The sequence below is a fragment of the Cognatilysobacter terrigena genome, from assembly GCF_004361065.1.
Lineage (GTDB): Bacteria > Pseudomonadota > Gammaproteobacteria > Xanthomonadales > Xanthomonadaceae > Cognatilysobacter > Cognatilysobacter terrigena.
The window spans coordinates 13,233-38,862 of record NZ_SELT01000007.1 but is presented as its reverse complement, the minus strand read 5'-3'; the positions used below and the strand labels follow the sequence as shown (position 1 = coordinate 38,862).

At 68.4% G+C, this 25,630-nt stretch carries 32 protein-coding genes; 13 read left to right on the top strand and 19 right to left on the bottom strand.

Features of this window, described 5'->3' with window-relative positions; all coding sequences use genetic code 11:
- Position 1: 1 nt before the first annotated feature.
- On the bottom strand, positions 2-1,006 hold the full coding sequence (gene ltaE / locus EVS83_RS06160; protein ID WP_133500162.1) for a low-specificity L-threonine aldolase: 1,005 nt from the start codon (positions 1,004-1,006) through the stop codon (positions 2-4).
- Positions 1,007-1,076: 70 nt separating this feature from the next.
- On the opposite strand from ltaE, the gene xth reads away from it, so the two are divergent.
- The gene (xth, locus tag EVS83_RS06155) at positions 1,077-1,871 is read left to right on the top strand and encodes an exodeoxyribonuclease III (protein WP_133500161.1); all 795 of its coding nucleotides are present in this window, start codon (positions 1,077-1,079) and stop codon (positions 1,869-1,871) included.
- Positions 1,872-1,940: 69 nt separating this feature from the next.
- Here the strand turns inward: xth and EVS83_RS06150 are convergent, their stop codons facing one another.
- Together EVS83_RS06150 and EVS83_RS06145 are read right to left on the bottom strand one after the other, a co-directional pair.
- On the bottom strand, positions 1,941-2,213 hold the full coding sequence (locus EVS83_RS06150; protein ID WP_133500160.1) for a GlsB/YeaQ/YmgE family stress response membrane protein: 273 nt from the start codon (positions 2,211-2,213) through the stop codon (positions 1,941-1,943).
- Positions 2,214-2,374: 161 nt separating this feature from the next.
- Positions 2,375-3,742 (bottom strand): AMP-binding protein, encoded by a 1,368-nt coding sequence (locus EVS83_RS06145; RefSeq protein WP_133500159.1) that lies wholly within the window; start codon positions 3,740-3,742, stop codon positions 2,375-2,377.
- 151 nt (positions 3,743-3,893) lie between these two features.
- Here EVS83_RS06145 and EVS83_RS16195 point away from each other — a divergent pair, with 151 nt between their 5' ends.
- Positions 3,894-4,391: a 4'-phosphopantetheinyl transferase family protein gene (locus EVS83_RS16195; protein WP_342774933.1), complete on the top strand. Its 498-nt coding sequence runs from the start codon at positions 3,894-3,896 to the stop codon at positions 4,389-4,391.
- A gap of 205 nt (positions 4,392-4,596) precedes the next feature.
- On the opposite strand, the gene rsmG is transcribed toward EVS83_RS16195, so the two are convergent.
- A complete protein-coding gene (rsmG, locus tag EVS83_RS06135; RefSeq protein WP_133500158.1) occupies positions 4,597-5,250 on the bottom strand; it encodes a 16S rRNA (guanine(527)-N(7))-methyltransferase RsmG in 654 nt (217 codons plus the stop codon).
- 162 nt (positions 5,251-5,412) lie between these two features.
- Between rsmG and EVS83_RS06130 the strand changes: the two genes are divergently transcribed.
- The 5 genes from EVS83_RS06130 (at position 5,413) to EVS83_RS06110 (ending at position 9,036) form a co-directional block, all read left to right on the top strand.
- Positions 5,413-6,219 carry a ParA family protein gene (locus EVS83_RS06130; protein WP_133500157.1) on the top strand — a complete coding sequence of 269 codons (807 nt, stop codon included), beginning with the start codon at positions 5,413-5,415 and terminating at the stop codon, positions 6,217-6,219.
- Positions 6,216-7,139, top strand: a complete 924-nt coding sequence (locus tag EVS83_RS06125; protein WP_133500156.1) for a ParB/RepB/Spo0J family partition protein — start codon at positions 6,216-6,218, stop codon at positions 7,137-7,139. The genes EVS83_RS06130 and EVS83_RS06125 overlap by 4 nt, the downstream gene beginning before the upstream one ends.
- Positions 7,140-7,357: 218 nt before the next feature.
- Positions 7,358-8,083, top strand: coding sequence for a glycosyltransferase family 2 protein (locus EVS83_RS06120; RefSeq protein WP_133500155.1), 726 nt, complete (start codon positions 7,358-7,360; stop codon positions 8,081-8,083).
- Positions 8,084-8,100: 17 nt separating this feature from the next.
- The gene (locus EVS83_RS06115) at positions 8,101-8,427 is read left to right on the top strand and encodes a lipid-A-disaccharide synthase N-terminal domain-containing protein (protein ID WP_133500154.1); all 327 of its coding nucleotides are present in this window, start codon (positions 8,101-8,103) and stop codon (positions 8,425-8,427) included.
- Positions 8,428-8,565: 138 nt separating this feature from the next.
- Complete coding sequence (locus EVS83_RS06110; protein WP_133500153.1) at positions 8,566-9,036, top strand: GlcG/HbpS family heme-binding protein; 471 nt, start codon at positions 8,566-8,568, stop codon at positions 9,034-9,036.
- Between the two features lie 58 nt (positions 9,037-9,094).
- Here the strand turns inward: EVS83_RS06110 and EVS83_RS06105 are convergent, their stop codons facing one another.
- Complete coding sequence (locus EVS83_RS06105; RefSeq protein WP_133500152.1) at positions 9,095-9,433, bottom strand: GFA family protein; 339 nt, start codon at positions 9,431-9,433, stop codon at positions 9,095-9,097.
- A gap of 553 nt (positions 9,434-9,986) precedes the next feature.
- Between EVS83_RS06105 and rpmB the strand changes: the two genes are divergently transcribed.
- Together rpmB and rpmG are read left to right on the top strand one after the other, a co-directional pair.
- A complete protein-coding gene (gene rpmB, locus EVS83_RS06100) occupies positions 9,987-10,223 on the top strand; it encodes a 50S ribosomal protein L28 (protein WP_133500151.1) in 237 nt (78 codons plus the stop codon).
- A 13-nt stretch (positions 10,224-10,236) separates the two neighbouring features.
- The gene (gene rpmG, locus EVS83_RS06095) at positions 10,237-10,401 is read left to right on the top strand and encodes a 50S ribosomal protein L33 (RefSeq protein WP_133500150.1); all 165 of its coding nucleotides are present in this window, start codon (positions 10,237-10,239) and stop codon (positions 10,399-10,401) included.
- A 121-nt stretch (positions 10,402-10,522) separates the two neighbouring features.
- Here the strand turns inward: rpmG and EVS83_RS06090 are convergent, their stop codons facing one another.
- The 7 genes from EVS83_RS06090 to EVS83_RS15620 form a co-directional block, all read right to left on the bottom strand.
- Entirely contained in the window at positions 10,523-10,780 is a 258-nt protein-coding gene (locus EVS83_RS06090) for a hypothetical protein (protein ID WP_133500149.1), read from the bottom strand.
- Between the two features lie 93 nt (positions 10,781-10,873).
- The gene (locus EVS83_RS06085) at positions 10,874-12,676 is read right to left on the bottom strand and encodes a sensor domain-containing diguanylate cyclase (protein WP_133500148.1); all 1,803 of its coding nucleotides are present in this window, start codon (positions 12,674-12,676) and stop codon (positions 10,874-10,876) included.
- A 64-nt stretch (positions 12,677-12,740) separates the two neighbouring features.
- Entirely contained in the window at positions 12,741-13,016 is a 276-nt protein-coding gene (locus EVS83_RS06080; protein WP_133500147.1) for a hypothetical protein, read from the bottom strand.
- Positions 13,009-13,872, bottom strand: coding sequence for an SAM-dependent methyltransferase (locus tag EVS83_RS06075; protein ID WP_208108699.1), 864 nt, complete (start codon positions 13,870-13,872; stop codon positions 13,009-13,011). Before EVS83_RS06075 ends, EVS83_RS06080 begins: the two co-directional genes overlap by 8 nt.
- 30 nt (positions 13,873-13,902) lie before the next feature.
- Complete coding sequence (locus EVS83_RS06070; RefSeq protein WP_133500146.1) at positions 13,903-14,454, bottom strand: GNAT family N-acetyltransferase; 552 nt, start codon at positions 14,452-14,454, stop codon at positions 13,903-13,905.
- Positions 14,455-14,477: 23 nt separating this feature from the next.
- Positions 14,478-14,819, bottom strand: coding sequence for a cupin domain-containing protein (locus EVS83_RS06065; protein ID WP_133500145.1), 342 nt, complete (start codon positions 14,817-14,819; stop codon positions 14,478-14,480).
- Complete coding sequence (locus tag EVS83_RS15620) at positions 14,816-14,989, bottom strand: hypothetical protein (RefSeq protein WP_166636820.1); 174 nt, start codon at positions 14,987-14,989, stop codon at positions 14,816-14,818. Before EVS83_RS15620 ends, EVS83_RS06065 begins: the two co-directional genes overlap by 4 nt.
- 85 nt (positions 14,990-15,074) lie before the next feature.
- Here EVS83_RS15620 and EVS83_RS06060 point away from each other — a divergent pair, with 85 nt between their 5' ends.
- Positions 15,075-15,968 carry a LysR family transcriptional regulator gene (locus tag EVS83_RS06060; protein WP_133500144.1) on the top strand — a complete coding sequence of 298 codons (894 nt, stop codon included), beginning with the start codon at positions 15,075-15,077 and terminating at the stop codon, positions 15,966-15,968.
- Positions 15,969-16,031: 63 nt separating this feature from the next.
- Here the strand turns inward: EVS83_RS06060 and EVS83_RS06055 are convergent, their stop codons facing one another.
- The 4 genes from EVS83_RS06055 to EVS83_RS06040 all read right to left on the bottom strand — a co-directional run bounded on the left by EVS83_RS06055 (position 16,032) and on the right by EVS83_RS06040 (position 20,357).
- Positions 16,032-16,277 (bottom strand): hypothetical protein, encoded by a 246-nt coding sequence (locus EVS83_RS06055; protein ID WP_133500143.1) that lies wholly within the window; start codon positions 16,275-16,277, stop codon positions 16,032-16,034.
- A gap of 103 nt (positions 16,278-16,380) precedes the next feature.
- Positions 16,381-18,330 (bottom strand): acetate--CoA ligase, encoded by a 1,950-nt coding sequence (acs, locus tag EVS83_RS06050; protein ID WP_133500142.1) that lies wholly within the window; start codon positions 18,328-18,330, stop codon positions 16,381-16,383.
- 49 nt (positions 18,331-18,379) lie between these two features.
- Positions 18,380-18,955, bottom strand: coding sequence for a hypothetical protein (locus tag EVS83_RS06045; RefSeq protein ID WP_133500141.1), 576 nt, complete (start codon positions 18,953-18,955; stop codon positions 18,380-18,382).
- A 28-nt stretch (positions 18,956-18,983) separates the two neighbouring features.
- A complete protein-coding gene (locus EVS83_RS06040) occupies positions 18,984-20,357 on the bottom strand; it encodes an erythromycin esterase family protein (protein WP_133500140.1) in 1,374 nt (457 codons plus the stop codon).
- Between the two features lie 153 nt (positions 20,358-20,510).
- Between EVS83_RS06040 and EVS83_RS06035 the strand changes: the two genes are divergently transcribed.
- Complete coding sequence (locus EVS83_RS06035; RefSeq protein WP_133500139.1) at positions 20,511-21,197, top strand: glutathione binding-like protein; 687 nt, start codon at positions 20,511-20,513, stop codon at positions 21,195-21,197.
- 298 nt (positions 21,198-21,495) lie between these two features.
- Here the strand turns inward: EVS83_RS06035 and EVS83_RS06030 are convergent, their stop codons facing one another.
- From EVS83_RS06030 to EVS83_RS06020, 3 genes are read right to left on the bottom strand one after another with little or no spacing between them, the layout of a single operon-like run.
- Complete coding sequence (locus EVS83_RS06030) at positions 21,496-22,362, bottom strand: pseudouridine synthase (RefSeq protein WP_133500138.1); 867 nt, start codon at positions 22,360-22,362, stop codon at positions 21,496-21,498.
- Entirely contained in the window at positions 22,363-22,746 is a 384-nt protein-coding gene (locus EVS83_RS06025) for an EF-hand domain-containing protein (RefSeq protein WP_133500137.1), read from the bottom strand. It abuts the gene before it with no gap.
- Positions 22,724-23,929, bottom strand: a complete 1,206-nt coding sequence (locus EVS83_RS06020) for a DesA family fatty acid desaturase (protein WP_133500136.1) — start codon at positions 23,927-23,929, stop codon at positions 22,724-22,726. The genes EVS83_RS06025 and EVS83_RS06020 overlap by 23 nt, the downstream gene beginning before the upstream one ends.
- A 213-nt stretch (positions 23,930-24,142) precedes the next feature.
- Between EVS83_RS06020 and mutM the strand changes: the two genes are divergently transcribed.
- Positions 24,143-24,955, top strand: coding sequence for a bifunctional DNA-formamidopyrimidine glycosylase/DNA-(apurinic or apyrimidinic site) lyase (gene mutM, locus EVS83_RS06015; RefSeq protein ID WP_133500135.1), 813 nt, complete (start codon positions 24,143-24,145; stop codon positions 24,953-24,955).
- A 91-nt stretch (positions 24,956-25,046) separates the two neighbouring features.
- The gene (locus EVS83_RS06010; RefSeq protein WP_027083575.1) at positions 25,047-25,622 is read left to right on the top strand and encodes an ECF-type sigma factor; all 576 of its coding nucleotides are present in this window, start codon (positions 25,047-25,049) and stop codon (positions 25,620-25,622) included.
- Positions 25,623-25,630 lie beyond the last annotated feature (8 nt).

Below are 25,630 nucleotides of genomic sequence, written 5' to 3'. Positions count from 1 at the left end.
TTCAGGAGAAGCTGCGGAACGCGTCGATCGTGCGCGCCACGCCGTCGTCGTTGACGTCGAGGTGCATGACGAGGCGGACGGTCGGCAGGTAGCCCGTCGAGATCACGACGCCGCGCTCGCCTAGATGCGCCTTCAGCGCAGCCTGGCGGTCGACCGGAATGTCGACGAAGACCATGTTGGTGTGGGCGTGCGCCGGCAGGCCGAGTGACGCGAGTTCGTCGGCGAGCGTCGCGGCGCGGCGGTGATCGTCGGCGAGACGCGCGACGTGATGGTCGAGCGCATGCAGCGCGCCCGCGGCGAGGATGCCGGCCTGGCGCATGCCACCGCCGCAGACCTTGCGCCAGCGCTTCGCGCGCTCGATCAGTTCGCGCGTGCCCGCGAGCACCGAACCCACCGGTGCACCCAGTCCTTTCGACAGACAGACCGACACGCTGTCGAAATGCTTCGCGATCTCGCGCGCCGGAACGTTCGACGCGACCGCCGCGTTGTACAGGCGGGCGCCATCGAGATGCAGGCCCAGCCCGCGGCGATCGCACAACGCGCGCGCCGCGGCGAGGTAGTCGAGCGGCATGACGCGACCGTGCCAGGTGTTCTCCAGCGCGAGGATCTTCGTGCGCGCGAAGTGCGGGTCGACCGGCTTGATCGCGCGCTCGACCGCATCGAGCGGCAACGTGCCGTCGGCCGCGTGCGGGATCGGCTGTGGCTGGATCGAGCCCAGCACCGCCGCGCCGCCGCCTTCGAACTTGTAGGTGTGCGCGTCCATCCCGACGATGTATTCATCGCCGCGCTCGCAATGCGCCATCAGCGCGACCAGGTTGGCCTGCGTGCCGGTGGGCGTGAACAGTGCCGCGTCAAAGCCGAGATCGGCCGCGACGCGGTCCTGCAGCGCGATCACGGTCGGATCCTCGCCGTAGACGTCGTCGCCCACCTCCGCGCGCAGCATGGCCTCGCGCATGGCCGGCGTGGGGCGGGTGACGGTGTCGCTGCGCAGGTCGATCGGGGTCATGACGGCGGTGCGGATTGGCGAAGATCCGGATCATGCCAGCGCGACGCGTCCGTGCCGCTAGACTTTGGTCATGAAGATCGCCAGCTGGAACGTCAATTCACTGAACGTGCGACTGCCGCACCTCGAGCAGTGGCTCGCCGCCGCGCGGCCGGACGTCGTGGCGCTGCAGGAAACCAAGCTCGAGGACGCACGCTTTCCCGACACCGACATCGCCGCGATGGGCTATCGCAGCGTGTTCTCGGGGCAGAAAACGTACAACGGCGTTGCGATCCTCGCGCGGATGGACGCGCCGGGCGGTGGCGTCATCAGTGACGTCCAGATGGGAATCCCGGGCTTCGAGGACGAGCAGAGGCGCGTGCTCGCGGCGACGGTGAACGGCGTGCGTATCGTCGACGTGTATGTCGTCAACGGGCAGTCCGTCGGCAGCGACAAGTACGCGTACAAGCTGCGCTGGCTGGACGCGCTGCACGCGTGGCTGCAAGGCGAGCTCGCGCGACACCCGAAGCTGGTGCTGCTCGGCGATTTCAACATCGCGCCCGACGAGCGCGACGTGCACGATCCGGTGCAGTGGAACGAGGACCACATCCTCACCTCGCGCGCCGAACGCGATGCGCTCGATCGCCTGCATGCACTCGGTCTGCACGACGCGTTCCGTGCACTGAATCCCGAGTCGCGCGAGTTCAGCTGGTGGGACTACCGCCAGTTCGCATTCCGGCGGAACCTCGGCCTGCGCATCGATCTCACGCTCGTGTCCGATGCGTTGAAGAGCGACTGCATCGCTGCGGGCATCGACAAGGAGCCGCGCACGTGGGAGCGCCCGAGCGACCACGCGCCGGCATGGGTCGAGCTCGCTTCGCAGGGCTGACGCCGGATCGCCGCACAAGAAAAAGGCCCGGATTGCCGGGCCTTTTTCTTCGTTCGTGGGTTGCGCGGATTAACGCACGCGACCACGACGGAACAGGTTGACGATGGCGAGCAGGACGACGGCGCCCAGCAGCGACATCAGCAGGCCCGACAGCGAGAAGTCGCCATTGTTGATGCTGCCGGCGTTGCCGAGAAGCATGCCGCCCAGCCAACCGCCGAGGAAGGCACCGACGATGCCGACGATGATGTTCATCAGCGCGCCCTGCTGGGCGTCGGTGCGCATGATCATGCTCGCGACCCAACCGATGATGCCGCCGACGATCAGCCAAATGATGAAGCCCATGGGTGTTCTCCTATCCAGTCAGAGGGTGAATTCGGCACCCCTCATGCGGGGGGCGAATGAAGTCTGGAAAGGCAGCCGTGACGGCCGCGTATGAAAACAGCCGCTTTCGAGCGTCGTTAGTCGTGCAACGCGTGGGCGTTACGTGAAGTGCAATGTGCCGTTCAGCTGCGCAGCAAATCGAGCACCGTCGAACGCGGGAGCTTGCCCGTTTCGTTGCGCGGCAATGACGCGATGCAACGAAGACGACGCGGCAGGAACACCGGATCCATCTGCTGACGCAGCGCACGCAGGATGTCGTCGGGCGACAGCGTGGGCGCGACGGCCAATGCCGCGATGCGACATACGCCATGTGCGTCGGCATCGAGCTGCACGACCACACCGTCGACGACGCCCGGCACCGCCAGCAGCTTGCGCGTGAGGTCGCCGAGCGACGCGCGCTTGCCCGCGATCTCGAGCAGGTCCGCATTGCGACCGCACAGACGGAACCGTCCGTCGGCCAACAGCTCGACGAGATCGGCGAGTGCGACCGGCGACGCCAGGTGCAGTGCGTCGACGAGCGTGCCGTCGGGTTGTGGCGAGAGCGTGACACCCGGAAGCAGCGTCCACGCGTCGTCGTGCGCCGTGCGTCGGCGCGCGAGGATGCAGGTTTCGGTCGAACCGAACATCTCGCGCACTTCGCAGCCGAACGCGGCTTCGGCGGCCTGCGCGAGATCCTGCGGCAGCGGCGCGGTGGCCGACACGATCGCCGCGATCGGCGGCATCGCGAACGACGGATCGTCGTGATGCGCCTGCACGAGTGCGCGCAGGTGCACGGGCGTGCTGACGAGCACCGGCGCGCGCGGACACTCCGCGACGGCCCGCGCGACGTCCTGCGGGAAGAAGGGACGGCCGCCATGCACCGCGACATCGCCGAGCAGCGGCAACATCACCGACATCTCCATGCCGTACATGTGCTGCGGCGGCACGGTCGCGACGAGCGGCGTCATGTCGTCGAGCGCGAGCAGGTCGTGCAGCGCGGCGACGTTCTGCGCGGTGCTGGTGACGAAGCTCGCGAGCGTCTTGAGGTTGGGCTTGGGCGCGCCGGTGCTGCCCGAAGTGAAACCGATCAGCAGCGTCGCGTCGGCGTCGATCGCGAGCGGTGCACCGTCGAGCTCGGCAAGCGCGTCGGGCAGTTGCCAGTAGCTCGGCGGCGCTGGATCGAGCGACGTATCGCCGATGCAGATCGAATCGGGATGGTCGGCGCGTACGACATCGACGACGGCCGGCGCGCGCGACGGCGGCAGCAGCGTCACCTGCCCGCGCAGCGCGACGGCGCACAGCGCGACGATGAAGCGATAGCGGTCTTCGCAGAGGTTCACCGCATAGGCGGCCTGCGGCAGCGCGGCGGCGACGGCGCGCACGTGGCGCTCGAACGTCGCGCGGGTGACCGGAACACCGGCGTCGTAGGCGACCACGCGCGACGACGCGCCCGTGACCAGCGCCTGCAGGCGCGACGCCCGCTCCCGTTCCGTACCGATGACCGCCGACATGTGCCCGACCTGACGCCTTTCCCCGTCGGTACTTTACGCTGCGGCCCCTGTCCGGTCAGCCAAAGGCCCCTGCTTGTCCGCCGCCCGTCGCCCCGGCCCGGTCCGCGTCGTCGACCTCCCGCACCCCGCCGGCGTGCCCGCGGAGTCGCTGGTGCGCGACTGGTTGTCGACCGTGCTCGAGGTGGACGCGGCGTCGATCGCGTTCGACCGCGGCCCGCACGGACGGCCGCTGCTGCGCCGGCCGGGACTGGACTGCAACTGGAGCCACAGCGGGGCCCGGCTGGCGATCGCGCTGGGCGAGGGCGTCCGGGTAGGGATCGACATCGAATCGCCGAAGCCCCGGCCGCGCGCGCTGGAACTCGCGCACCGCTATTTCCATGCAGACGAGGCGGCCGCACTGGCGCAGCTCGCGCCCGACGTCCGGGAAGCCGCCTTCCTGCGACTGTGGTGCGCGAAAGAAGCGGTGCTCAAGGCGCAGGGCCGGGGTCTGGCGTTCGGCCTGGACCGGCTGCGGTTCGACGGCCTGGGGGGCCCACCGCGGCTGGTCGTGGCGGATGCCGAGCTGGGGCCCGTCGACGCCTGGACCGTGGAGCCGCTGGCGATCGAGGGGCTGGTCGGGAGCGTGGCGTGGTGCCCGGCGCGCGAGTGATGGGTCGTCTCGAGGATCGTAGGTCGCGATCTTTAACGTCAGCCCAGTCGCCGCCTTCCGGAACGCGAACCTGCAAAGGACCCGACACGCTCCTGCGGGCTCAGCTGTCCGTTGATGTCGACATAAGCGACGTTAGTGGCAGTTTCGGGGCAGATGATCGCCGGTCCGCCCTGATTTGCGTTCGCTACGTCACACGTCGGGTGGCTCAGCGCGCCCGCTCGACGACGACCAGATGGCGCTCCGCGTCCAGTCCCGGCACGCGCAGCACATGGCTGTCGCGCAGCCGCCATCCCTCGGGCAGCTGCGCCAGCTCGTCCGCGGGATAGACGCCCTTCATCGCCAGCAGTACGCCGTCCGGCGCGAGCAGGTGCCCGCCCAGCTCGAGGATCAACGGGATCGTCGCGAGCGCGCGGGCGGTGATCGCGGTGTACGCGCCCGGCTCGTCGAGGGCCTCGATCCGCGATTCGGCCACCCGTGCAGCCGGCAGTCCCAGCTCGCGGATCGCCTGCCGCATGAAGCGGGCCTTCTTTCCCGCGCTTTCGACCAACGTGACCTTCAGCCCCGGCTTCACGATCGCCAGCGGGATGCCCGGCAGGCCGGCGCCGGTGCCGAGATCGGCCAGTGCGCCGCCCGCGGCGACCACCGGGTCGACGAACGGGTGCATCGCGAGCGAGTCGAGCAGGTGCTTGACCACCATCTCCCGCGGGTCGCGGATGGCCGTCAGGTTGTAGGTCCCGTTCCAGCGGACCAGCAGGGCGAGGTAGCCGAGCAGTCGCTCCGCATGGGCCGGATCGAGGCCGATCTCGGCCAGTCCGGACTCAAGCATCGGACGAAGGTCGGGGGGCAGGTCGGCGCGCATGGCGACAGTATGACCGGCGGCGCATGCCGTCGATCCGGGCGCCGTGAAGGCGCGTCTTCACGGGCATACTATGCGGTCCGGAACGGACCCCGACCGCCCGCGGCTCACGCCGTGGCGATCGACCGACGCCGTGTCATCCAGCCCAGCAGGGGAACGAGCCGAATGGCCCGCATCATCGCGATCGCCAACCAGAAGGGCGGCGTCGGCAAGACCACGACGGCCGTCAACCTGGCCGCTGGCCTGGCGCGCGCGCCACAGAAGGTGCTGCTCGTCGACCTCGACCCGCAGGGCAATGCGACGATGGGATCGGGCGTCGACAAGCGCGCGATCGAAGCGTCGATCACCGAGGTGCTGCTCGGCGAAGCCGAAGCGAAGAGCGCCATCGTGCGCACCGCCGAGGACTTCGACCTGCTGCCCGGCAACATCGACCTCACCGCGGCGGAAATCCGCCTGATGGACGAGAGCGCGCGCGAGCAGAAGCTCAAGGCCGTGCTCGAACCGCTGCGCGCCGACTACGACTTCATCCTCATCGACTGCCCGCCGGCGCTGTCGCTGCTCACGCTCAACGCGCTGACTGCGGCCGACTCGGTGATCGTGCCGATGCAGTGCGAGTACTACGCGCTCGAAGGTATTTCGGCGTTGGTCGAAACCATCGAAGCGATCCGCACGCGCCTGAATCCGAACCTCGAGATCGAAGGCGTGCTGCGCACCATGTTCGACGTGCGCAACAACCTCGCGAACGCGGTGTCGGCGGAACTCATCAACCATTTCGGCGACCGCGTGTTCCGCACCATCGTGCCGCGCAACGTGCGCCTGGCCGAGGCGCCGAGCCACGGGCAGTCGATCGTCGGTTACGACCGCGCGAGCCGTGGCGGCGTCGCGTATCTCGGCCTCGCCGGCGAAGTCGTGCGTCGCAATAAGGAACGTGAGCAGGCGGCCAAGAAGGCGATGAAGGAGGCCGCGGCATGAGTTCCGCGAAGAAGCGCGGCCTCGGCCGCGGGCTCGAAGCGTTGCTCGGGCCGAAGGCCGCCGCCGAGGCGCCGCAGATCGTCGAAGCGCAGCCCGGGGATCAGCTGCGGCAGTTGCCGGTCGACGCGCTCGTGGCCGGCAAGTACCAGCCGCGCCGTCATTGGGACGAAGCCAAGCTCGCCGAGCTATCGGAATCGATCAAGGCGCAGGGTGTCATCCAGCCGATCGTGGTGCGCGAGATCCGCGACCACGGCGGCAAGACGTTCGAAATCATCGCGGGCGAGCGTCGCTGGCGTGCGTCCAAGCTCGCCGGGCTGAGCGAGATCCCGGTCGTCGTGCGCGAAGTCGACGACCGCACCGTCGTCGCGATGGCGCTGATCGAGAACATCCAGCGCGAAGACCTCAATCCGCTGGAAGAAGCGCAGGCGCTGCAGCGCCTCATCGACGAGTTCGATCTCACGCATGCGCAGGCCGCGGAAGCGGTGGGCCGTTCGCGCGCGGCGGTGTCGAACCTGCTGCGCCTGCTCGAGCTGCCGCCGGAGATTCGCGTGCTGGTCGAGACGCGCGCGATCGAGATGGGCCATGCGCGCGCGTTGTTGCCGCTCGCGCCGCAGGCCGCGATCGCGCTGGCCAAGCAGGCCGCCGACCAGGGCTGGTCGGTGCGCGAAGTCGAACATCGCGTGCAGCAGCTGATGGCGGGCCAGGTACCGGCCGGCAACGCCAAGCCGCGCGCCGCGGCGGCCAAGGCCAAGCCGACCGCCGACATCGTCGCGCTCGAACGCGAACTCGCCGAGACGCTGGGCACGAAGGTGTCGGTGCTCAACGGCCGCGGCAACAAGGGCCGCCTCGTCATCCATTACAGCGATCTCGAATCGCTGGATGGCGTGCTCGAGCGCCTGCGCACGCGTCGCGAGGACTGACGTCACGACGCGTTGTGCGTCGCTGGCGAACGCCGCGAATCGACGCCACGACGCTGGCCGCAACGACGCATCGAACCCGACGACGCTGCCGTACCGATCCGCCGATCGCCGCTTCGAATCCCGCGCCGCCCGTCGCCGGAACTATCGGCGACAATCCTGCTCCAATCGGCGCGTCACCTTTGCCGCACGGACGTGGCCCCGCATCCCCCGAGAGTTCCATGACCGCTTCTCTTCCGCTCTCCGTCGTCGTGCCGGTCTTCAACGAGGAAGGCAACGTCGCGCCGCTCGTGCGCGAGATCGTCGCCGCGCTGCGCGGCGTGACCGACTTCGAGATCGTCTACGTCGACGACTGCTCGAAGGACGGCACCGTCGCCGCGTTGCAGGCGCTGAAGTCGGAAGCACCGGAACTGCGCGTCGTGCGCCACCTCAGGAACAGCGGACAGAGCACCGCGACGCGCACCGGCGTCAAAGCGGCGCGTGGCGCGTGGATCGCGACGCTCGACGGCGACGGCCAGAACGATCCGGCCGACATTCCGAAGCTGCTCGCCAAGCGCGATGCATCCGGCCCCGAGGTGAAGCTGTTCGCCGGCTGGCGCGTCAACCGCCAGGACACGGGCAGCAAGCGCTGGGCGTCGAAGGCGGCGAACGCGATCCGCTCGCGCATGCTGCGCGACTCGACGCCCGACACCGGCTGCGGCATCAAGCTGTTCGAGCGCGACGCCTTCCTCGACCTGCCCTACTTCGATCACATGCATCGCTACCTGCCCGCGCTGATGCAACGCGCCGGCTGGCAGACGGTGAGCGTGCCGGTGAACCATCGCCACCGCGCGAGCGGCGTGTCGAAGTACAACAATCTCAACCGCGCGCTGGTCGGCATCAGCGACCTGCGCGGCGTCTCGTGGCTGATCAAGCGCTCGCGCGTGACCCGCGTCGAGGAGGTCTGAGCGTGGTCGGCGACGTGATGAATTCACCGATCCCGTGGCTCGCCTGGACGGGTTTGCATGCATCGCCGTGGAAGGTGATCGGCTTGGTCGGCGCCGCGATGTTCGGCGGTCGCTGGCTGGTGCAGTTCGTCGCGAGCAAGCGCGCGGGCAAGCCGGTGATCCCGCGGCTCTTCTGGTACATGAGCGTGGTCGGCTCACTGATGACGCTGAGCTACTTCCTGTTCTCCCAGAAGCAGGATTCCGTCGGCGTCATCCAGAACCTGTTCCCCGCGTTCACCGCGGTGTACAGCCTGATGCTCGACATCCGGCATCGCGGGTGGAACCGGGATCGGGCCTCGCACTGAGGCTGCGCGTCCCGCGCACCGCGAGCGAAACCCGGCCGCGGAACAAGGCGGGTGCGCGTGAGACGCATCGACGTGCGGAAATCACGACGTTCCGCATCGACTCCATGACGCGTTGGCCAATCCAATGCACGCACCGCGATGATCAGCGGTTCGCCGTTTACCATGATCGGGATGCCCATGCAGAACCGCGCCGATAAACACCTGCGTACACGAACGGTCCTCGGCCTCGCCGCCGCGCGGCACATCGCCGCTGCCGCGGAAGCGGAAGCCGAACGCAACGGCTGGGCGGTCTCCATCGCCATCGTCGACGAGTCGGGTCGCCTGCTGCACTTCCTGCGCATGGACGGCACCACCAACGCCAGCGTCGACGTCGCGATCGCCAAGGCGCAGCACGCGGCGAACTACCAGCGCGATACTGGCTTCCATCAGCGGCTGCTCGAGGGCGGCGCGCAGGTGGTGCTGGCGTTGCCGTCCGCCCTGCCGCTCGAGGGCGGGGTGCGGCTGATGGTCGACGGCCAGGTTGTCGGTGGCATCGGCGTCGCCGGGGCGCAGGCCGCGGAAGACGGGCAGATCGGACAGGCGGGCGCGGACTGGTTGTCCGGCGCCTGACGGCTCGCCGGCCCCGCACGGCACCGAGGCGCAGCTCGCGCCCGGGGAGGCGCTGCGTCTACGGATGCGATTCGATATCCATCAGCGCCGGCATCGTCGTCCAGGCGTGCTGGCGATCGGTGTAGACCGCGACCGTCGGCGGCGGGATCCTCGGATCCGCGAATGCGCCGCCGGCAATGACGACCAGACCGGGGTCGCGGTCCATCGTCCACCACACCGTGCTTCCGCAGCGCGGGCAGAAGCGAAAGTCGAGTGCGCGCCCGCTATCGGCGACGCGGCGGTAGTGCGCGACGTCGCCGGTCGGCGTGACCGCGTCCTGCGGAAACCGGACCTGCCAGCCGAACCGGGTGCCGGTGCGGCGCTGGCAGGCGTCGCAGTGGCAGATCGAGACGCGCACGGGTTCGCCGCGTCACGCGACCGCGAGCTGGCCGCAGGCGCAGGCGGCATGACGGGCGACGGCGGCGTCCATGGGGGTCTCCTCGGCGGTCAGGGCGCCAGCCTAGCCCCGTCCGGGCAGCCGATCTCGCAGGCGATCAGGCGCTGTGGCGCGAACCATGCGCTGGGCGATCTGAGGGTCGTTAGGGCGGGCTCCGGCCCGCAGTCGCGGCGTCGCGGCGGGCCGCGGGGGTGCGTTCCCGTCGGGACGAGGCGGGCGATCACGGGATGCCGATCGCAAAACCCGGCTTGCACGCGGACGATCGCCCAGCGTGGGCCGACTGATTCACACGTAAGTGCTTGCCCGCAAAGGCCTCGGCCGCCATAATGCGCGGCTCGCTGCGTCCGCCGGCCCTGTGTCGGGCCCCGACGTCGACCGGAAAGCGCGTTTTCCGTCGCCAGCGAATCGCCCGCCCCGCGGGTCCCGCCTGAATCGCGCGATGCGTTCCTAACGGAGCGCGTCAGGGCCGCCGCCTCCCTGGCCAAGGGAAGCACTCATACCTTTCGAGGTGCGTATGTCCAAAGTCTGCCAAGTGACCGGCAAGCGTACGGTGACGGGTAACAACGTCTCCCACGCGAACAACAAGACCCGTCGTCGTTTCCAGCCGAACCTCCACGAGCGCCGCTTCTGGGTCGCTTCGGAGAACCGCTTGGTCCGCCTGCGCGTTTCCGCCAATGCCCTGCGCACCATCGACAAGAACGGCATCGACGCCGTCCTCGCCGATCTCCGCGCACGCGGCGAAAAGATCTGAGGAGTAGACGACGATGGCTTCCAAGCGCGACAAGATTCGCCTGATTTCGTCGGCCAACACCGGCCACTTCTACACGACCGACAAGAACAAGAAGAACACTCCGGGCAAGATGGAGATCAAGAAGTTCGATCCGGTCGTGCGCAAGCACGTGATGTACAAGGAAGGCAAGATCAAGTAAGCCTCGGCCGAACGATCCGACTTCGCAAAAAACCCGCCGAGAGGCGGGTTTTTTGTTGGGTGCGATGTTGACGACGCGCGGTTCGACGTCCGCATGCGGCGACGTCTGCCGACGCATCGAATCAGTGCTTACGCGGCCCCTTCCGGCGCTCCGAATACTCCGGCAGCACCTTTTCGGCCGGCCCGAGCGGCGCCACGCTCAATCGCAGCCCGGCCGCGCCCAGCGCGCTCCTCACCTCGTGGAAGGTCGCCCACTCCGGCATGTCGCGCAGCGCGCTTTCGACCAGCGTCATGTCGCCCGTCTGCTTGCAGGTGCGGAAGTACTCGGTCAGATCGGCGGTCGAACGCAGGTAATCCGCGATGCGGCGGTTCTCGTCCATGGCGGGCGGGTCGCAGGTGGCGGATGCCCAACGCTACGCCCGCCATGTCGCGGGCATGTCGACGCCGGGTGGAGGCCGGACCGACGGCCCGGCCTAGTACTGCTTGAGCATCGCCTCGGCGTTGCGGCGGTCGATCGCCGGGACCACGCCCGGCTGCGGCACCGGGGGACGCTCGTACAGCGTCACGCGATTGCGGCCCGCGACCTTCGACCGGTACATCGCGGCATCGGCGTGCGCGATCAGCGCCTCGTACTCGTAGCCCGACACCGACGTCGTCACCACGCCGATGCTGGCGGCGACCGGCTGCCCGCAGCCGGCCACGCTGGCGTCGATCCCGGCGATCGCGCGACGGCAGGCCTCGGCCGTGCGCATCGCCGCTTCCGCGTCGCAGTCGACGAGCGTCATCGCGAACTCCTCGCCGCCGATGCGCCCGAACAGATCCTGCTCGCGGCAATGCAGCCGACCGACGCGCGCGACCTCCCGCAGCACCCAGTCGCCCGAGGAATGGCCGCACTGATCGTTGATCTGCTTGAAGTGATCGAGGTCGAAGAGCAACACGCAGGCGGGGCGCTTGCGTTGTGCACAGAGTGCGAGCGCGGCTTCGGAGCGTGCGCGGAAATGACGGCGATTGGAGAGTCCGGTGAGTCCGTCCGTTTCCGCCAAAGTGCGAAGTGACCCGTGCATCCGCCGCGCGCGCCAGCCCCAGTAGCCGACGGAAGCGACGAGGACGAGGAGAAGGGCGATGGCAAGGCGGGTGTTCCACGCGGAAGCGCGCGTCGCCTGCTGCTGCAACAACAGCAACTGGTTCTGGCTCTTCAACAGCGCGATCGACTGGTTTTTCTGGCTGAGCTCATGCCGGCTCAGCTGAAACGCGTATTCGCGTGTCTTGATGTCGTCGAGGCGCGCACGTTCGGCCTCGGCATATTTGCGGTATTCGTCGAGCGCCTTCGCACTATCGCCTCGACGCAACGCAATTTCGTAAAGAACGTGATGCGCCGTAACGCTCGGCAACCATTGCGCGTCCTGGCCTTCGATCGTCGCAACGTAGTGCGCATCTGCTTCCGCTGCAGCTTCGTTGCCGAGCTTCAAGCGATATTCGGCCAGCAGGCTGCGTATTTCACCGATCAGGCGCGTGTAATGCGTCCCCATCACTTCGGGAAGACTGGCTTCCAGCAGAGCAACTGCACGCCGGACCTCTCCATTGGCCGCCCATCGCTGGGCAAGCGTCCGACGGATCAGATTCGCGAAAATCGCTTCCTTCTGGCTCGCGCAGTCGTCGATCGCAGCTTGAATTTCCGCGTCGGAATCGACAAGACGACCCAAGCCCAGCAGCGCTTCAGCGCGAAACTGCTTCGCGGCGCAGCGGTTTCGACCGGTGGCGCCTTCGGCGAGCATGCGCTCTGCGTATTTCTCGCCGAGCTCGTACTGACCGAATTGGTTATAGAGCGCAGCTGCAACGCCGTAGCCGTGCTGGCGCAGCTGCGGATCCGTAAGCTTCGGTTCGAGTTCGAGGGAGCGTTCGAGGTAGCGCAAGCCCAGGCCGAAGTCGCGCGTTACGGCTGCAACGTTGGCGACAAGGAGACCGGCCCGGTACTTCAGCTCGATCTCGGGTGCGTTCTCGTAGAGGGCCAACGACGAACGAATCGCCTCGTCGTAGCGACCCGCGATGGAATCACGATACGCATCGAGCAGCTGCAGGTGGCGCTTTTGGGCGGCCGTCAGCTTGGGCTGCAGCTGATCGAGTTGCGTCAATAGCCGATTGAACGTCGCGGGGTCCGAACTGCGGACCTCGTCCGCCCGACGGAGCAATTGACTCGCGTCAGTAGCCGGTGCCATGCCGGGCGCGAACGCACCGATGACGACGACCAGAACAAAGCAAAGCCTGAGAGCTTTCATAGGTCACGCATACCGGCGAAGCCGCTCGGATGTCCGGACGTTCCGGACATCCGAGCATACCTGCTCAGGCTGCCATCGATACGCCTTCCGACGGGCGACCCGGCTCCTCGGGAACATCTTCGGGCTCGTAAGGCGCGTCGGCCGGCTCTTCGTTGTCCGGCAGCATGATGGCGCAGGCCATCGTCGTGCGTCCGCCCAATAGACCCGCCAGCCCCGACGCATCGCGTCGCAGGACTGCACGGCGCATCTCCGCCGGCAGGGTCCGAAGGGCTTCGAAGTCCCGCGCGTCGGCGCGGGGGTCGCACGCAAGTGTTTCGAGGAACCGGATCGCTTCAGACATGGAACGGGCCTCTCTTCTGGATGGCGGTGGGAACATCAGTTCTGTTGGGATCGGATCGGGCGGTTTTCGCGCCAGCGTCGAGCGCCGCGATACGCGCGAGCATGTCCGTATCAGGAACCATGGATCGCGCGGGTGGAACGACGAGCGTGGAACACATGCGGAGTTCAGCGCCGGGAAGATCACACAACGCAAGACGATCCGCGCGCGGCGATTCAATCGGTGACGTCGGCGCTTCGTAGACGATCAACTCGTGCTCGAGTGGATACCACTCGGACAAACGCTCGACGAACAGGTCGCGGTGCGCGGCGGATGTGCTGAAGCGGCGGTGGCTCCGATCGCCGACGAGGCCGATCTGCCATAGCACGAGATAGGCAGACGGATCGACATGACGCCGGTAGAAGAGCAGCTGACTGGCTTCGAAATGCTGACAGCCGACGTGGCCCGGATCGATGCCCAGATCCGCGTACAGACAGTCCTCAGCAGAAACGCCAGGCTCCATCGAGGCATCGAAGCCTTCATCCCGCGCGCGCGCGATTGCGTCGTGAGGAACCTTTGCGAACACGCCCGGGTGACCGTAGAAGGCACCGCAGACGCGTCGGCCGGCGCGCACTTCATCCAGCATCGCGTCCGTCATCTCGCGGTAGGTCACGTGACGCGGCTTGCCTTCCGCATAGAACGGCTGGAGGCTGCGGGCGTCGGGCCGGATCTCCTGCAGCCACAACTCGACGAGCGCGTCCGAGGCCGCGACGAATACCACGTCGGCCTGTTCGATCTGATTGCGTGCGCGCGGTCCGAGATGCGCTCCCAACATCATCCCGAGCCCCACGCACACCAAGCTCCCCGGCGGCGTGGACATGAGTCGCTCCCCTTCAACGACCCGGCCACCCTAGCGCGATAGATGCTCCGCGCCAATCGCCGGCCGTCCGCAGTCGCTGTGCCATGCGGCTCGAGACAGGGCCCAGCGGCGGAGGCCCGGAGCGGTGGGGTCCGCGTTTAGAAATCCGAAGGGGTGCAGCAAACGGTCGATGACCACTGCGTGCTCGTCATCGCGACGCTCCGCATCGACCACGTCCAAACCCATCGGTCCGAAGGCGTGATCCAGAAGCGGCCGGAAAACTTCTTTCGCGACGCCGCGATTCCATACCCCGGGCAGCAGCATGATTCCAAGCTCGGCACGCCCACCCGCACGCAACAGGGCGGTAATTCCGATGGGTCGTTCGCTTTGGCGGTCGCGAATCGCCCAGACGCGGTGGCCTGGCTTCGATGCGGTGTTATGGCGTCGCACCCGACCAAATGCGGCGCGCAGGTGCTCGACGTCGGGTAACGGGCCGATTGCCCGCATCACGTCCGGATCGCGATACAAGGCGACGTAATGGGCTTCGTCCTCCGGGACGACCAGTCGCAATCGATAGCGCGGTGTCAGGAGGCTGCTGTCCATGCGGCGATGTTAGCCAGCGTGGACTAAGCCCCGTCCACCAGTACATCCGCCTCCCGCCTCTCCACCACCAGCACCCGCGCCTCGCCCTGCGGGATGGCGCGATGCACCACGCCGTCGCGGCCCGACCAGACGTCGCCGGCATGCAGAAGGGTGTCCTCGACCGGGGCCCGGTCGTGGGCGCGCCACTGCATCAGCACTTGGCCGTCGAGGACGACGAACAGCTCGGCGCCGTCGTTGACGTGCCAGGGGTAAGCGGCGTCGGTCCAGTGGATGCTCGCGGCGATGTCGCCGAAGTCGGCGGCGGGGACGGCGCCCCAGGGGCGGGACGCCGTCACGGCGGGGCCGCGGAGGACGCGCGCGGTCATGAGCAGGTCGCGGGGCGGGCGGCGGGGCGCGGGGCGCGACGGCGCTCGACGTCCTCGGAGTCGCGGCGGCGGCGTGCCTGCACGGGCCAACCGGCGAGCGACACCGGGCCGGCGGTGTGGGCGCCGGCGAGCATCGTAGCCAGAGTCTTGAGGAATTCGGAACGGCACATGGCGGGACCTCCTCGGATGGGCGGCCAGTCTCGCGCGGGTTCCCTCGGCTGATAATCCGCCCGATTGTGGCTTCTTTGTTTCCACATGCACGCCAATAACGACCTGCGACTGACCGAACGCCTCGCCGACATGGCGGTGTTCGCCGCCGTGCTCGACGTGGGCGGCTTCACCGCGGCGAGCCGGCGCCTCGGCCTGACCAAAGGCGCGGTGAGCAAGGCGGTCGGGCGGCTCGAACGCCATCTCGGCACGCGCCTGCTCAATCGCACCACGCGCCGCGTGGCCGCGACCGAAGCCGGCGACGCGCTGCTCGCGTACTGCCGCACCGTCGTGCAACAGGCCGACGCGGCGGAGCAGCACCTCGGTCGCCTCCGCGACGTGCCGCGCGGCCTGCTGCGCATCACCGCGACGATCAGCTTCGGCGTCGCGCGCGTGGCGCCCGTGCTCGCGGGGCTGGTCGAGCGGCACCCGGAGCTGCAGGTCGCGTTGCAGCTCGACGACACCGTCGCGGATCTCGTCGGCGATCGCTACGACATCGCGATCCGCATCGGTCGCCTGCCCGATTCCGGGCTCGTCGCGCGACGGCTGGGTGCGATTCGCGGCTCGGTGGTGGCGTCGCCCGACTACTTCGCGCGGCGCGGCGTGCCGCGAACACCCGCCAACCTGATCGAGCACGACTGCCTGCGCTACGACGAGCACGCGCGCACGTGGTCGGTGCCCGGGCTGGAGGTGCCGATCGGCCGCGGCATCGCGGTCGACAACACGCTGGGGCAGTTGCAGGTGGCGCTCGCGGGTGGCGGCATCGCGCTGCTCGCGGACTACCTCGCCGAGCCGCACGTCCAGAGCGGCGCGCTCGTGCGCGTGCTCGCCGACGACGTGCGCTCGAGCATCGACGTGCACGCGGTGCATCCCTACGCGCGCAATCCGCCGCCGAAGGTCACCGCGGCGAGTGCGTATTTTTCGGAATGTCTCGTGACATAGCGGCGCGGGCAGAGCGTCGACGCACGGTTTCGCAACGCCCCGCGCGTTGTGGGTGATGCAAGTTCACCTTGTCATCGAGAGGCGACGCAGCACGACCTCAGCGCAATGCTTGCCGCGCGCTACACCAGCCCGCGAACGTGCCGAGTGCGGCGCCGACGCCGCCCAGGGCAACACGATCAGACGCACCGCGCCGCCGGAGCTCGTCAGCATCAGCGCATCGACGAACAGCAGCGCGATGCCGCGGATCGCGTCGATCGGCACCGACAACTCGTCGAAACCGGGGTCCATCTGATCGATGCCGATCAGCAACCCTTCGCCATGCATGCGACAACAGCGCCAAGCACGCCACCACCGATCGCTGAGACCATGCGCGACGGTGTCCCCGCATTACGCGATGCCGAGGCATCGCGCGTCATCCGAACGCTTCCGCACCGTCGACGAGCTGCTGCACGACGGCCGGATCCGCGAGCGTCGACGTATCGCCGAGCTGATCGGGTGCGCCTTCGGCGATCTTGCGCAGGATGCGTCGCATGATCTTGCCCGAGCGCGTCTTCGGCAGACCGGGCGCCCACTGGATGCGATCGGGCGTCGCGATCGGGCCGATCTCGGTGCGCACGGTCTGCACCAGCGCGGCGCGCAGCGCGTCGGTTGCGTCGACGCCCGCTTTCAGCGTGACGTAGGCATGGATGCCCTGGCCCTTGAGGTCGTGCGGATAGCCGACCACCGCGGCCTCGGCGACGTCGTGATGCGACACGAGCGCGCTCTCGACTTCCGCGGTGCCGATGCGATGGCCGCTGACGTTGATGACGTCGTCGACGCGACCGGTGATCCAGTAATACCCGTCGGCATCGCGACGACAGCCGTCGCCGGTGAAGTACATGCCGGGATACGCCTTGAAATAGGTCTCGATGAAGCGCGCGTGGTCGCCGTACACGGTGCGCATCTGCCCGGGCCAGGACTCGAGCAGCACGAGGTTGCCTTCGGCTTCGCCCTCGAGGAATGCACCATTCGCATCGACGAGCGCGGGCTTGATGCCCGGCAGTGGCAACGTCGCGGAGCCCGGCTTCATCGCCGTCGCGCCGGGCAGCGGCGAAATGAGGATGCCGCCCGTTTCGGTCTGCCACCACGTATCCACGACCGGGCAGCGCGCGTCGCCGACCACGTCGTGATACCAGCGCCAAGCTTCCGGATTGATCGGCTCGCCGACGCTGCCGAGCAGGCGCAGCGACGCGCGCGACGTGCGCTTCACCGGCGCTTCGCCTTCGCGCATCAACGCGCGGATCGCGGTAGGCGCGGTGTAGAAGATCGTGACCTTGTGGCGGTCGATCACGTCCCAGAAGCGTGAGGTGTTCGGATAGTTCGGCACACCTTCGAACACGATCGACGTCGCGCCATTCGCGAGCGGGCCGTAGACGACGTAACTGTGGCCGGTGATCCAGCCGACGTCGGCGGTGCACCAGTAGACGTCGTCATCGCGCAGGTCGAACACCGCTTCGTGCGTCCAACTCGCCCACGTGAGGTAGCCGCCGGTGGTGTGCAGGACACCCTTGGGTTTGCCGGTGCTGCCGGAGGTGTAGAGGATGAACAGCGGATCCTCCGCGTTCATGCGCTCGGGCTCGCAGGTGTCGGGCTGGCCTTCGACCACCGCGTGCATCCAGCGGTCGCGCGGCATCTGCATGTCGATACCCGCGCCCGTATGCCGCACGACCAGCACCGTCTCCACCGAATTCGTGCCGGGCAGTTTCAACGCCGCATCGACGTTCGCCTTGAGCGGAATGCGCTTGCCACCGCGCAGGCCTTCGTCGGCGGTGATGACGAGCTTGCTCGCGCAGTCGGCGATGCGGTCGGCGATCGACTGCGGCGCGAAGCCGCCGAACACCACCGAGTGCACGGCGCCGATGCGCGCGCAGGCGAGCATCGCGACGGCGGCGTCGATGGTCATCGGCATGTAGATCGTGACGCGATCGCCCTTGCCCACGCCGAGGTTGCGCAGCGCATTGCCGAGCCGGCAGACGCGCGCGTGCAGCTCGCGATAGCTGATGTGCTGCGCCGGTTGCGACGGATCGTCGGGCTCGAAGATCAGCGCCGTGCGGTCGCCCTTGGTCGCGAGATGACGATCAAGGCAGTTGACGCTGGCGTTGAGCTCGCCATCGGCGTACCAGCGGATACGGAAATCGTCGTGCGCGAAGCTGACGTCGCGGATCTTCGTCGGTGCATGGAACCAGTCGAGGCGTTGCGCCATGCGTGCCCAGTAGGCGTCGGGATCGCGCGCTGCGTCCTCGCGCATCTCCTGCGCGGCGGTCGCGTCGATGCGCGCGGTGGCGGCGAGCTCGGGCGGCACGGGGATCGTCTCGGACGACATGGGCGGCTCCTCGGACAGTGCGCGCAGTGTGCCGGAGCGCGATGACGGGTTACAGCGCGCGCACCGTGCGATAGGCGCGACGCAGCTCGAGCACCGACGGCATCAGGCCGAAGGCGAAGGCACTGACGACGACCGCGACGATCGCCGCGGTCGGGACCGGCGGGTCGCGCCATCGCCACGACCAGTCGGCCGCGCCCGCACCGACGAGGCCGCGCAGCGCCGGCGCATGCAGCAGCGCGAGCAGCAGCAGGCCGAGCCACGGCACGGCATCGAGCGCGACGTGCACCTTCTGCTCCAGCGGGCCGATGTGCCGCACGCGATCGGCGAAGCGCGCGTCGCGCCATGAGGTCCAGCCGTGCACGACGACCGCGGCCGTCGCGATGAGGAACACCGGCACGGTCACGTCCAGGAACAGCACGAGCAGCACCGGAATGCCCATCTGGATGCACATCGCGACGTGCATCCACGATTCGTGCGTACCGGTGTGGACTTCGATGCGGTCGCGGCGGTGCACCAGCACATCGGCGACGCCCGCCGCGAGCCACACCGGGTAGATCACCGCACCCAGCAGCGTCCACGGCCACGACGCGGGAAGCAGCCCGGCGATGGTGGGATCGCCGCTCATGCGGTGTGGTGTCGCATGGCGCGCAGGCTCATACGCCGAACGGATAGGTTTCGGGCACGCCGCGGGCGTGCGGGCCCTCGAGTGCATCGACGGCGCGCGTGGTCTCGAACCAGACGTAGGCGTCGAACTGCCGCGCCAGCGAGGCTTCCGCGTAATGGCTCCAGCGTTCCGTGTCCGGCCGGTAGATCACGCCGATGAAGCGTTCGAGCCGCTCGCGTTCGAGTTCGCGACGCAGCGACGGCTCGATATCCCGCAGGTGCAGCACACCCCTCGGCTCGCCCGCATCGACGAACTGGCGCTCGACGCTGTCGGCCATCGAGGAATTCACGCGCATGACGCGCATCGGCGCGTCCCAGTCGCTGGCCGCGGCGACGGTGCCGGTGTCGGTACCGAAGCCGATCAGCGCGGCATCGTCCCCGAACTGCTCGCGACACAGCTGGCCGAGGTTGAGCTCGCCGCGTTCGCGGCCCATCTCGGTCTGCCGTGCATCGCCGATATGCGAGTTGTGCGCCCAGACGACGGCGCGCGACGTCTCCCCACGCGCGCGCAGCACCTGCAGCAGCGTCTCGGCCATGTGCGCATCGCGCACGTTCCAGCTCTCGGCCGCGCCGCGGTACATCGCGCGGTAGTAGTTCTCCGCATTGGCGACGAGTCGTGCGTTCTGCTCGGCCTCGAACGCGTCGGCGCCGTCGAGCCGCGCGAATTCCAGGCGCTTCTCCAGCATCTCCCGCAGCATCGACAGTACGGCGTCCTCGCAGCGGGCCTGCTCGTGCGTGAGCGCGGCGAGGCCGTAGTGCGCGGGCTCCTTGGCCCACGGCGTCAGACAGGCATAGCGCTTGCGGGCGAGCGCGGCGGTGTCGGGGTCGACGTCGTCGAGATAGTCGATGACGGCGCGCATCGACGCGCCGAGGCTGTAGAGATCGAGGCCGTAGAACCCGGCGCGGTCGCGGGCGTCGCGCGGTTCGTTGAAGTGGCGCATCCAGCGGAACAGTTCGGCGACTTCCGCGTTGCGCCACATCCACGTCGGGAAGCGGGTGAACGGCGGCTCGGCGTCGGCATTCGGCGCGCGGTGGCGGACGTGGCGATCGATGACGGCGGCATCCGGCCAGTCGGCCTCGACGGCGACGATGCGGAAGCCGTGTCGCTCCACCAGCCGCTTCGTGATCGCGGCGCGCGCGCGATAGAACTCGGACGTGCCGTGGCTCGCCTCGCCGAGCAGCACGACGCGACAGTGGGCGTAGCGGTCGAACGCTTCGGCGAACGCGGGATCGTCGATGTCGGGCAACGGCTCGATCGCTTCGCGCAGGCGCGAGGGCAGGCCTGGCGCGGGCGCGCGACGCGACGGACGCAGCACGTGCGGTGCGTGTGGCGACGGCGGCGTGCGGTCGGTGTGTCGGTGCATGGCCGGGCCCCGGACGGAGGCGTCGACGCTAGCGCGTGCGTCGTCGCGAACCGATCAATCGCCACGGCCGCCGCAACGCTGCGTGCGCGGAGCGACGACGCCGGTGTCGCACTGCAGGCCTAGCATCGCGGCTTCCCCTGCATGGAGCCGGACATGATCGACCTGCACTACTGGGCCACGCCCAACGGCTACAAGATCCGCCTGTTCCTCGAAGAGACGGGCCTGGAGCACCGCATCCTTCCGGTCGACATCCGCGCGGGCGAGCAGTTCAAGCCCGAGTTCCTCGCCATCGCGCCGAACAACCGCATCCCCGCGATCGTCGACCACGCACCCGCCGACGGCGGCGGCCCGCTCCCGCTGTTCGAATCCGGCGCGATCCTGCTCTATCTCGCCGACAAGACCGGCCGCTTCATCCCGCAGGACCTCCGCGGCCGCACCGAAGTGCTGCAGTGGCTGTTCTGGCAGATGGGCGGGCTCGGTCCGATGGCCGGGCAGAACGGCCACTTCAACGTCTACGCACCGGAAAAGGTGCCGTACGCGATCGACCGCTACACCCGCGAAACCGCGCGCCTGTACGGCGTGCTCGACAAGCGCCTGGCCGACCGCGAGTTCGTCGCCGGCGACGCGTATTCCATCGCCGACATGGCGATCTACCCGTGGATCGTCCCGCACGAAGCGCACAAGCAGAACCTCGACGACACGCCCCACCTCAAGCGCTGGTTCGCACAGGTGGGCGAGCGCGAGGCGACCAAGCGCGTGTACGCCGATGCACAGGCGTCGTACGCGAAGCCGATGACGGACGAGGAGCGGAAGGTGCTGTTCGGGGCGCCGGCGAAGTAGCAGTTCGTTGGCGACACGTATTTTTGGGCAGCGCACGGGCAGTGCGAAGTCCTTTGCCTTTAAGTACCGCAACCGCTACACCAGTCGTAGAGACCCCGAAGGGGCGGCCGACAGGACGTCGGCCGTCGCCACCCGAGGCAGGATGCCGAGTGTGGCGATCGCGAGAGTGCTACCGGTCGCGAGCTGTAGATTCGTCGAGGAAGGTGCTTTCTTTGGTTACCTTTCTTTGCACCAGCAAAGAAAGTAACTCGGCCGCGTCAGCGGACGAAACGCTGTTGCTCCCCGCGAACCCCAGCGACTAGAGAGACAACGAACTCTCGAACACGCGCCGCCGCCCATTAAGCGGATCCTCAAACCGAATCGACCGCGCAAGAAGCGCTAGCGGCGCGCCATCACCCGTGATGACGCCCCCATACAACGGATCATTCGCGATCGCCGCCCCCAGCGCCGCCATATGCACGCGGAGCTGGTGCTTGCGCCCCGTGACCGGCTCGAGCGTGTAACGCCACAAGATTTCTCCGCGCTCGAGAACATCGACCCGGCTACAACTGTTCGGCGTACCGTCGACCTCCTGCATCGCAGGAAACCGCGCGCCTGGCTCGAGGCGACTGCTGCGTTCGAGTGGGAACGCGAGATGCGGCAACGGTGGCGCAATCGCCTCGTAGCGCTTGTGAATCGCGCGACTGCGAAACAGGTCGAGATAGGCGTCGCGCGACGTCGCACGCAGGGAGAACATCACCAGCCCCGCCGTATCGCGATCGATCCGATGCAGCGGCGCGATGTCGTCGATGCCAAGCCTGCGGACGAGCCGCGCCAACAACGTGTCGTGCACGAAGCGCCCGGCCGGCATCACCGCGAGCCCATGCGGCTTGTCCACCACGGCAATGTCGTCGTCGACATGCAGCAGCGTTTCGACACCGCTGCACGCCTCCTCGTCCCGCACTTCGCGGTAATAGAAGACGTCGCCACCGCGGACGAGTGCGGTCGATACATCCAGTGCGACGCCGTTCGCATCCAGCACGCGACCACGCAGGAACCGCGACGTCCACGTGGCGCGATCGACCGCCGGGAACCGCGCGCACAAGGCGTCGAGCACGGTCAGGCCATCACCCGGCCGCAGCTGCACGCGGCTCGCGCCGACGCCATCGATCGCCGGCGGCTTCATTCAGCGCTGTGGCGGTGCCGCGAGTTCGCGCGCGTCGAGCACACCGTCGTGGTTGACGTCCTGCTTCGCGAATCGTGCCGCGAGTGCAGCGCGATGCTCCGCCAGCGAGATCGGCTTGCCGCGGCCGCCGGGCAGTTCGGCCTGCGACACGGTGCCGTCATGGTTCACGTCCATGCGTTCGAACGCGTAGCCCATCCACGCCTGGAACTCCGCGAGCGACACGCGCTTGTCGCCGTCGGTGTCCATGCGCGAGAGGTAATCGCTGCTCGACGTCACCGGCCCGGCGGCGAATGCGAGGCCTGCAAACGACGAGGCCGCGCAGATGAGCGCGGCCCCGAGGTGGCGAATGCCGTGTCGCACGTCAGTGCGCGGACGCGAGCGCATAGCCCTTCATGCGCGCCGAGAACTGCTGCAGCGAGGCGATGCCGCTGGCCTCGGCCTCCTGGCACCACGCGTGCAGACGGGCGAGCGTGGCCTTGGCGTCGTGCGAGCGGTCGTCGAGTACCGCGGCGAGGCGCGCGCGATATTCCGCGAGCGTGGCCAGCTTCGGACGTTCGGCGAGGAACGCCTGCAGGCGTGCCTTCTTCTCGTCGTCGAGCCAGCGGCCGCCATCGGCCAGACCCTTGCGCAGTGGGCGCGGCAGCACCGCGCGCATCTTCGCGCCGGCGGCCGCAGCTTCCTCGCGCAACGCCGGCAGGGTGACGCCGCGGTAGTAGTCGGTCATCGCCTGGAAGCGGATGGCGAGCAGCGCCTTGAGCGTCTCGGCGTCCGGCATGTCGATGTTCGGGCGCACGTCCAGCGACGGCGCGACGCGCAGCACCTTTGCAAGGCCGACCGCCTCGAATCCGCGCAGCGCGAACCAGCCGATGTCGAATTCCCACTTGCGCAGCGCGAACTTCGCCGACGACGGGAATGCGTGGTGGTTGTTGTGCAGCTCTTCGCCGCCGATCCACACGCCCCACGGCGTGAGGTTGGTCGCGGTGTCGGTGGTCTCGAAGTTGCGGTAGCCCCACCAGTGGCCGAGGCCATTGACGACGCCGGCCGCCCAGAACGGGATCCACGCCATCTGGATCGCCCACACGGCGATGCCCTTGAAACCGAACAGGAAGAAGCTGAGGAACAGCAGCACCGTCGGACCCATCGTCGCGAACGGCGTGTAGAGCTTGCGCTCGATCCAGTCGTCCGGGCAGCCCTTGCCGTACTTCTCGATGTCCTCGCGCTGCGCACGCGCTTCGCGATAGAGCTCGACGCCGCGCCAGAACACGGTCTTGATGCCCTTGATCTGCGGGCTGTGCGGATCCTCTTCGGTCTCGCACTTGGCGTGGTGCTTGCGATGGATCGCCGCCCACTCCTTGGTGATCATCGAGGTGGTGAGCCAGCACCAGAAACGGAAGAAGTGCGCGAGCACCGGGTGGAAATCCACCGCGCGGTGCGCCTGCGACCGGTGCAGGTAAAGGGTGACGGTGAAGATGGTGATCTGCGTGGCCACCAGCAGGTAGACCAGCATCGATCCCCAGCCCAGCTGCAACGCGCCGCCGACCAGGAAATCGCTGAGGGAAGAAGACATCGAACACTCCGAGGGGGAAGCGGCCGCGGGGCCGGTCGCGCGGGCGACGTACGCATCATGCCACCGCCGTATGCACCGCAGCCGTCCAGGAACTGCGGACGGCACAGCGGTTCACGCACGCGACAGCGCACCGCCATGTGAAAGCGGCGGGCGCCTTGCGAGATGGCGACGGCGCCGCCACCTTGCAAGCGGACCCGCCCGTGCGACGCCGCGATGCCCGAACTGCCCGAAGTCGAAACCACGCGACGCGGCCTCGCCCCGCACGTCGAAGGCCGTCGCGTCATGCAGGTGATGCTGCGACGCCCCGACCTGCGCTGGCCGATCCCGCCGGAAGTGTCGAACCTGCTGCCGGGCCAGCGCGTCGATGCGGTGCGTCGTCGCGCGAAGTACCTGCTGCTCGACACCGCCGTCGGCAGCGCGCTGCTGCATCTGGGGATGTCGGGTTCGCTGCGCGTACTGCCGGCCGACACGCCGCTGCGCGCGCACGACCACGTCGACCTGTCGCTCGATTCCGGCCGCGTGCTGCGCTTCAACGATCCACGCCGGTTCGGCTGCCTGCTCTGGCAGCCGCCCGGCGAGACACACGAGCTGCTCGCCGACCTCGGCCCGGAGCCGCTGTCGGATGCGTTCGATGGCGACTGGCTGTTCCGCCTGTCGCGCGGCCGCACGGCGCCGGTGAAGATCTTCCTGATGGATCAGGCGGTGGTGGTGGGCGTCGGCAACATCTACGCGGCCGAGGCGCTGTTCCGCGCCGGGATCTCGCCGCTTCGCGCCGCCGGCAAGGTCTCGCGCGACCGCTACGCCCGGCTGGCCGATGCCGTGAAGGCCATCCTCGCCTACGCCATCGGCCGCGGCGGCACGACCCTGCGCGACTTCATCAGCCCGGATGGCGCGCCCGGCTACTTCGAGCAGGAGCTCGCGGTGTACGGCCGCGGCGGCGAGCCCTGCCCCACCTGCGGCCGGACGCTGAAGCAGGCGGCCATCGGGCAACGTGCAAGCGTCTGGTGTCCGGCCTGCCAACGCTGACCGCCGGTCCAACGGAGCCCGCCTTCCATGCCTTCCGGCCCACGGTGGGTACCGGTCGGCGGCGTATAGTCCGTAACGGAGGACGTAGCCCATGACGGACGCCGCGGACATCACGAACTGGCTGGACGCCGCGCGCGATGGCAACCGCGAGGCGCTCGATCGCGTACTCGGCACGCTCTACGACGAACTGCACGCCATGGCGCGTCGCCAGCTCGCCGGACAACAGGAGCAGACGCTCGACGCGACCGCGCTCGTCCACGAGGCCTACCTCAAGCTCATCGGCAGCCACGGCGCGCAGTTCGGCGACCGTGCGCACTTCTTCGCGTACGCCGCCACGGCGATGCGCAGCGTCGTCGTCGACCACGTGCGCCAGCGCCTCGCGCAGAAGCGCGGCGGCGGCCTCGAGCGCGTCACGTCGATTCCCGAAGACGGCGAAGGCGCGATCCGCCTCGACGAAGACCTGCTCGCGCTCGACGGCGCGCTTGACAAGCTCGCCGCGGTGGACCCGCGTCTCGCGCAGGTGGTCGAGCTTCGCTATTTCGGTGGCCTGTCGGAACTGGAGATCGCCGCGCTGCAGGATCGCTCCGAGCGCTCGATCCGCCGCGACTGGCAGAAGGCGCGCCTGTTCCTGCTCGCGAGCCTGGAAGGCGACGAGCAGGCCGCCTGATACGCGGC

What these genes read in the sequence shown, in the direction of transcription:
- EVS83_RS06075 (WP_208108699.1), bottom strand. Translation starts at nt 13,872, where the DNA reads ATGTCCACGCCGCCGGGGAGCTTGGTGTGCGTGGGGCTCGGGATGATG.
- EVS83_RS06110 (WP_133500153.1), top strand. Translation starts at nt 8,566, where the DNA reads ATGATCAGCGGTTCGCCGTTTACCATGATCGGGATGCCCATGCAGAAC.
- EVS83_RS06090 (WP_133500149.1), bottom strand. Translation starts at nt 10,780, where the DNA reads ATGGACGAGAACCGCCGCATCGCGGATTACCTGCGTTCGACCGCCGAT.
- EVS83_RS06045 (WP_133500141.1), bottom strand. Translation starts at nt 18,955, where the DNA reads ATGAGCGGCGATCCCACCATCGCCGGGCTGCTTCCCGCGTCGTGGCCG.
- rsmG (WP_133500158.1), bottom strand. Translation starts at nt 5,250, where the DNA reads ATGCGCGCCGACCTGCCCCCCGACCTTCGTCCGATGCTTGAGTCCGGA.
- mutM (WP_133500135.1), top strand. Translation starts at nt 24,143, where the DNA reads ATGCCCGAACTGCCCGAAGTCGAAACCACGCGACGCGGCCTCGCCCCG.
- EVS83_RS06035 (WP_133500139.1), top strand. Translation starts at nt 20,511, where the DNA reads ATGATCGACCTGCACTACTGGGCCACGCCCAACGGCTACAAGATCCGC.
- EVS83_RS06065 (WP_133500145.1), bottom strand. Translation starts at nt 14,819, where the DNA reads ATGACCGCGCGCGTCCTCCGCGGCCCCGCCGTGACGGCGTCCCGCCCC.
- EVS83_RS06080 (WP_133500147.1), bottom strand. Translation starts at nt 13,016, where the DNA reads ATGTCTGAAGCGATCCGGTTCCTCGAAACACTTGCGTGCGACCCCCGC.
- EVS83_RS06145 (WP_133500159.1), bottom strand. Translation starts at nt 3,742, where the DNA reads ATGTCGGCGGTCATCGGTACGGAACGGGAGCGGGCGTCGCGCCTGCAG.
- EVS83_RS06150 (WP_133500160.1), bottom strand. Translation starts at nt 2,213, where the DNA reads ATGGGCTTCATCATTTGGCTGATCGTCGGCGGCATCATCGGTTGGGTC.
- EVS83_RS06020 (WP_133500136.1), bottom strand. Translation starts at nt 23,929, where the DNA reads ATGTCTTCTTCCCTCAGCGATTTCCTGGTCGGCGGCGCGTTGCAGCTG.
- EVS83_RS15620 (WP_166636820.1), bottom strand. Translation starts at nt 14,989, where the DNA reads ATGTGCCGTTCCGAATTCCTCAAGACTCTGGCTACGATGCTCGCCGGC.
- EVS83_RS06060 (WP_133500144.1), top strand. Translation starts at nt 15,075, where the DNA reads ATGCACGCCAATAACGACCTGCGACTGACCGAACGCCTCGCCGACATG.
- EVS83_RS06085 (WP_133500148.1), bottom strand. Translation starts at nt 12,676, where the DNA reads ATGAAAGCTCTCAGGCTTTGCTTTGTTCTGGTCGTCGTCATCGGTGCG.
- EVS83_RS06030 (WP_133500138.1), bottom strand. Translation starts at nt 22,362, where the DNA reads ATGAAGCCGCCGGCGATCGATGGCGTCGGCGCGAGCCGCGTGCAGCTG.
- EVS83_RS06025 (WP_133500137.1), bottom strand. Translation starts at nt 22,746, where the DNA reads ATGCGCTCGCGTCCGCGCACTGACGTGCGACACGGCATTCGCCACCTC.
- EVS83_RS06115 (WP_133500154.1), top strand. Translation starts at nt 8,101, where the DNA reads ATGAATTCACCGATCCCGTGGCTCGCCTGGACGGGTTTGCATGCATCG.
- xth (WP_133500161.1), top strand. Translation starts at nt 1,077, where the DNA reads ATGAAGATCGCCAGCTGGAACGTCAATTCACTGAACGTGCGACTGCCG.
- rpmB (WP_133500151.1), top strand. Translation starts at nt 9,987, where the DNA reads ATGTCCAAAGTCTGCCAAGTGACCGGCAAGCGTACGGTGACGGGTAAC.
- rpmG (WP_133500150.1), top strand. Translation starts at nt 10,237, where the DNA reads ATGGCTTCCAAGCGCGACAAGATTCGCCTGATTTCGTCGGCCAACACC.
- EVS83_RS06010 (WP_027083575.1), top strand. Translation starts at nt 25,047, where the DNA reads ATGACGGACGCCGCGGACATCACGAACTGGCTGGACGCCGCGCGCGAT.
- ltaE (WP_133500162.1), bottom strand. Translation starts at nt 1,006, where the DNA reads ATGACCCCGATCGACCTGCGCAGCGACACCGTCACCCGCCCCACGCCG.
- EVS83_RS06130 (WP_133500157.1), top strand. Translation starts at nt 5,413, where the DNA reads ATGGCCCGCATCATCGCGATCGCCAACCAGAAGGGCGGCGTCGGCAAG.
- EVS83_RS06125 (WP_133500156.1), top strand. Translation starts at nt 6,216, where the DNA reads ATGAGTTCCGCGAAGAAGCGCGGCCTCGGCCGCGGGCTCGAAGCGTTG.
- acs (WP_133500142.1), bottom strand. Translation starts at nt 18,330, where the DNA reads ATGTCGTCCGAGACGATCCCCGTGCCGCCCGAGCTCGCCGCCACCGCG.
- EVS83_RS06070 (WP_133500146.1), bottom strand. Translation starts at nt 14,454, where the DNA reads ATGGACAGCAGCCTCCTGACACCGCGCTATCGATTGCGACTGGTCGTC.
- EVS83_RS06040 (WP_133500140.1), bottom strand. Translation starts at nt 20,357, where the DNA reads ATGCACCGACACACCGACCGCACGCCGCCGTCGCCACACGCACCGCAC.
- EVS83_RS06120 (WP_133500155.1), top strand. Translation starts at nt 7,358, where the DNA reads ATGACCGCTTCTCTTCCGCTCTCCGTCGTCGTGCCGGTCTTCAACGAG.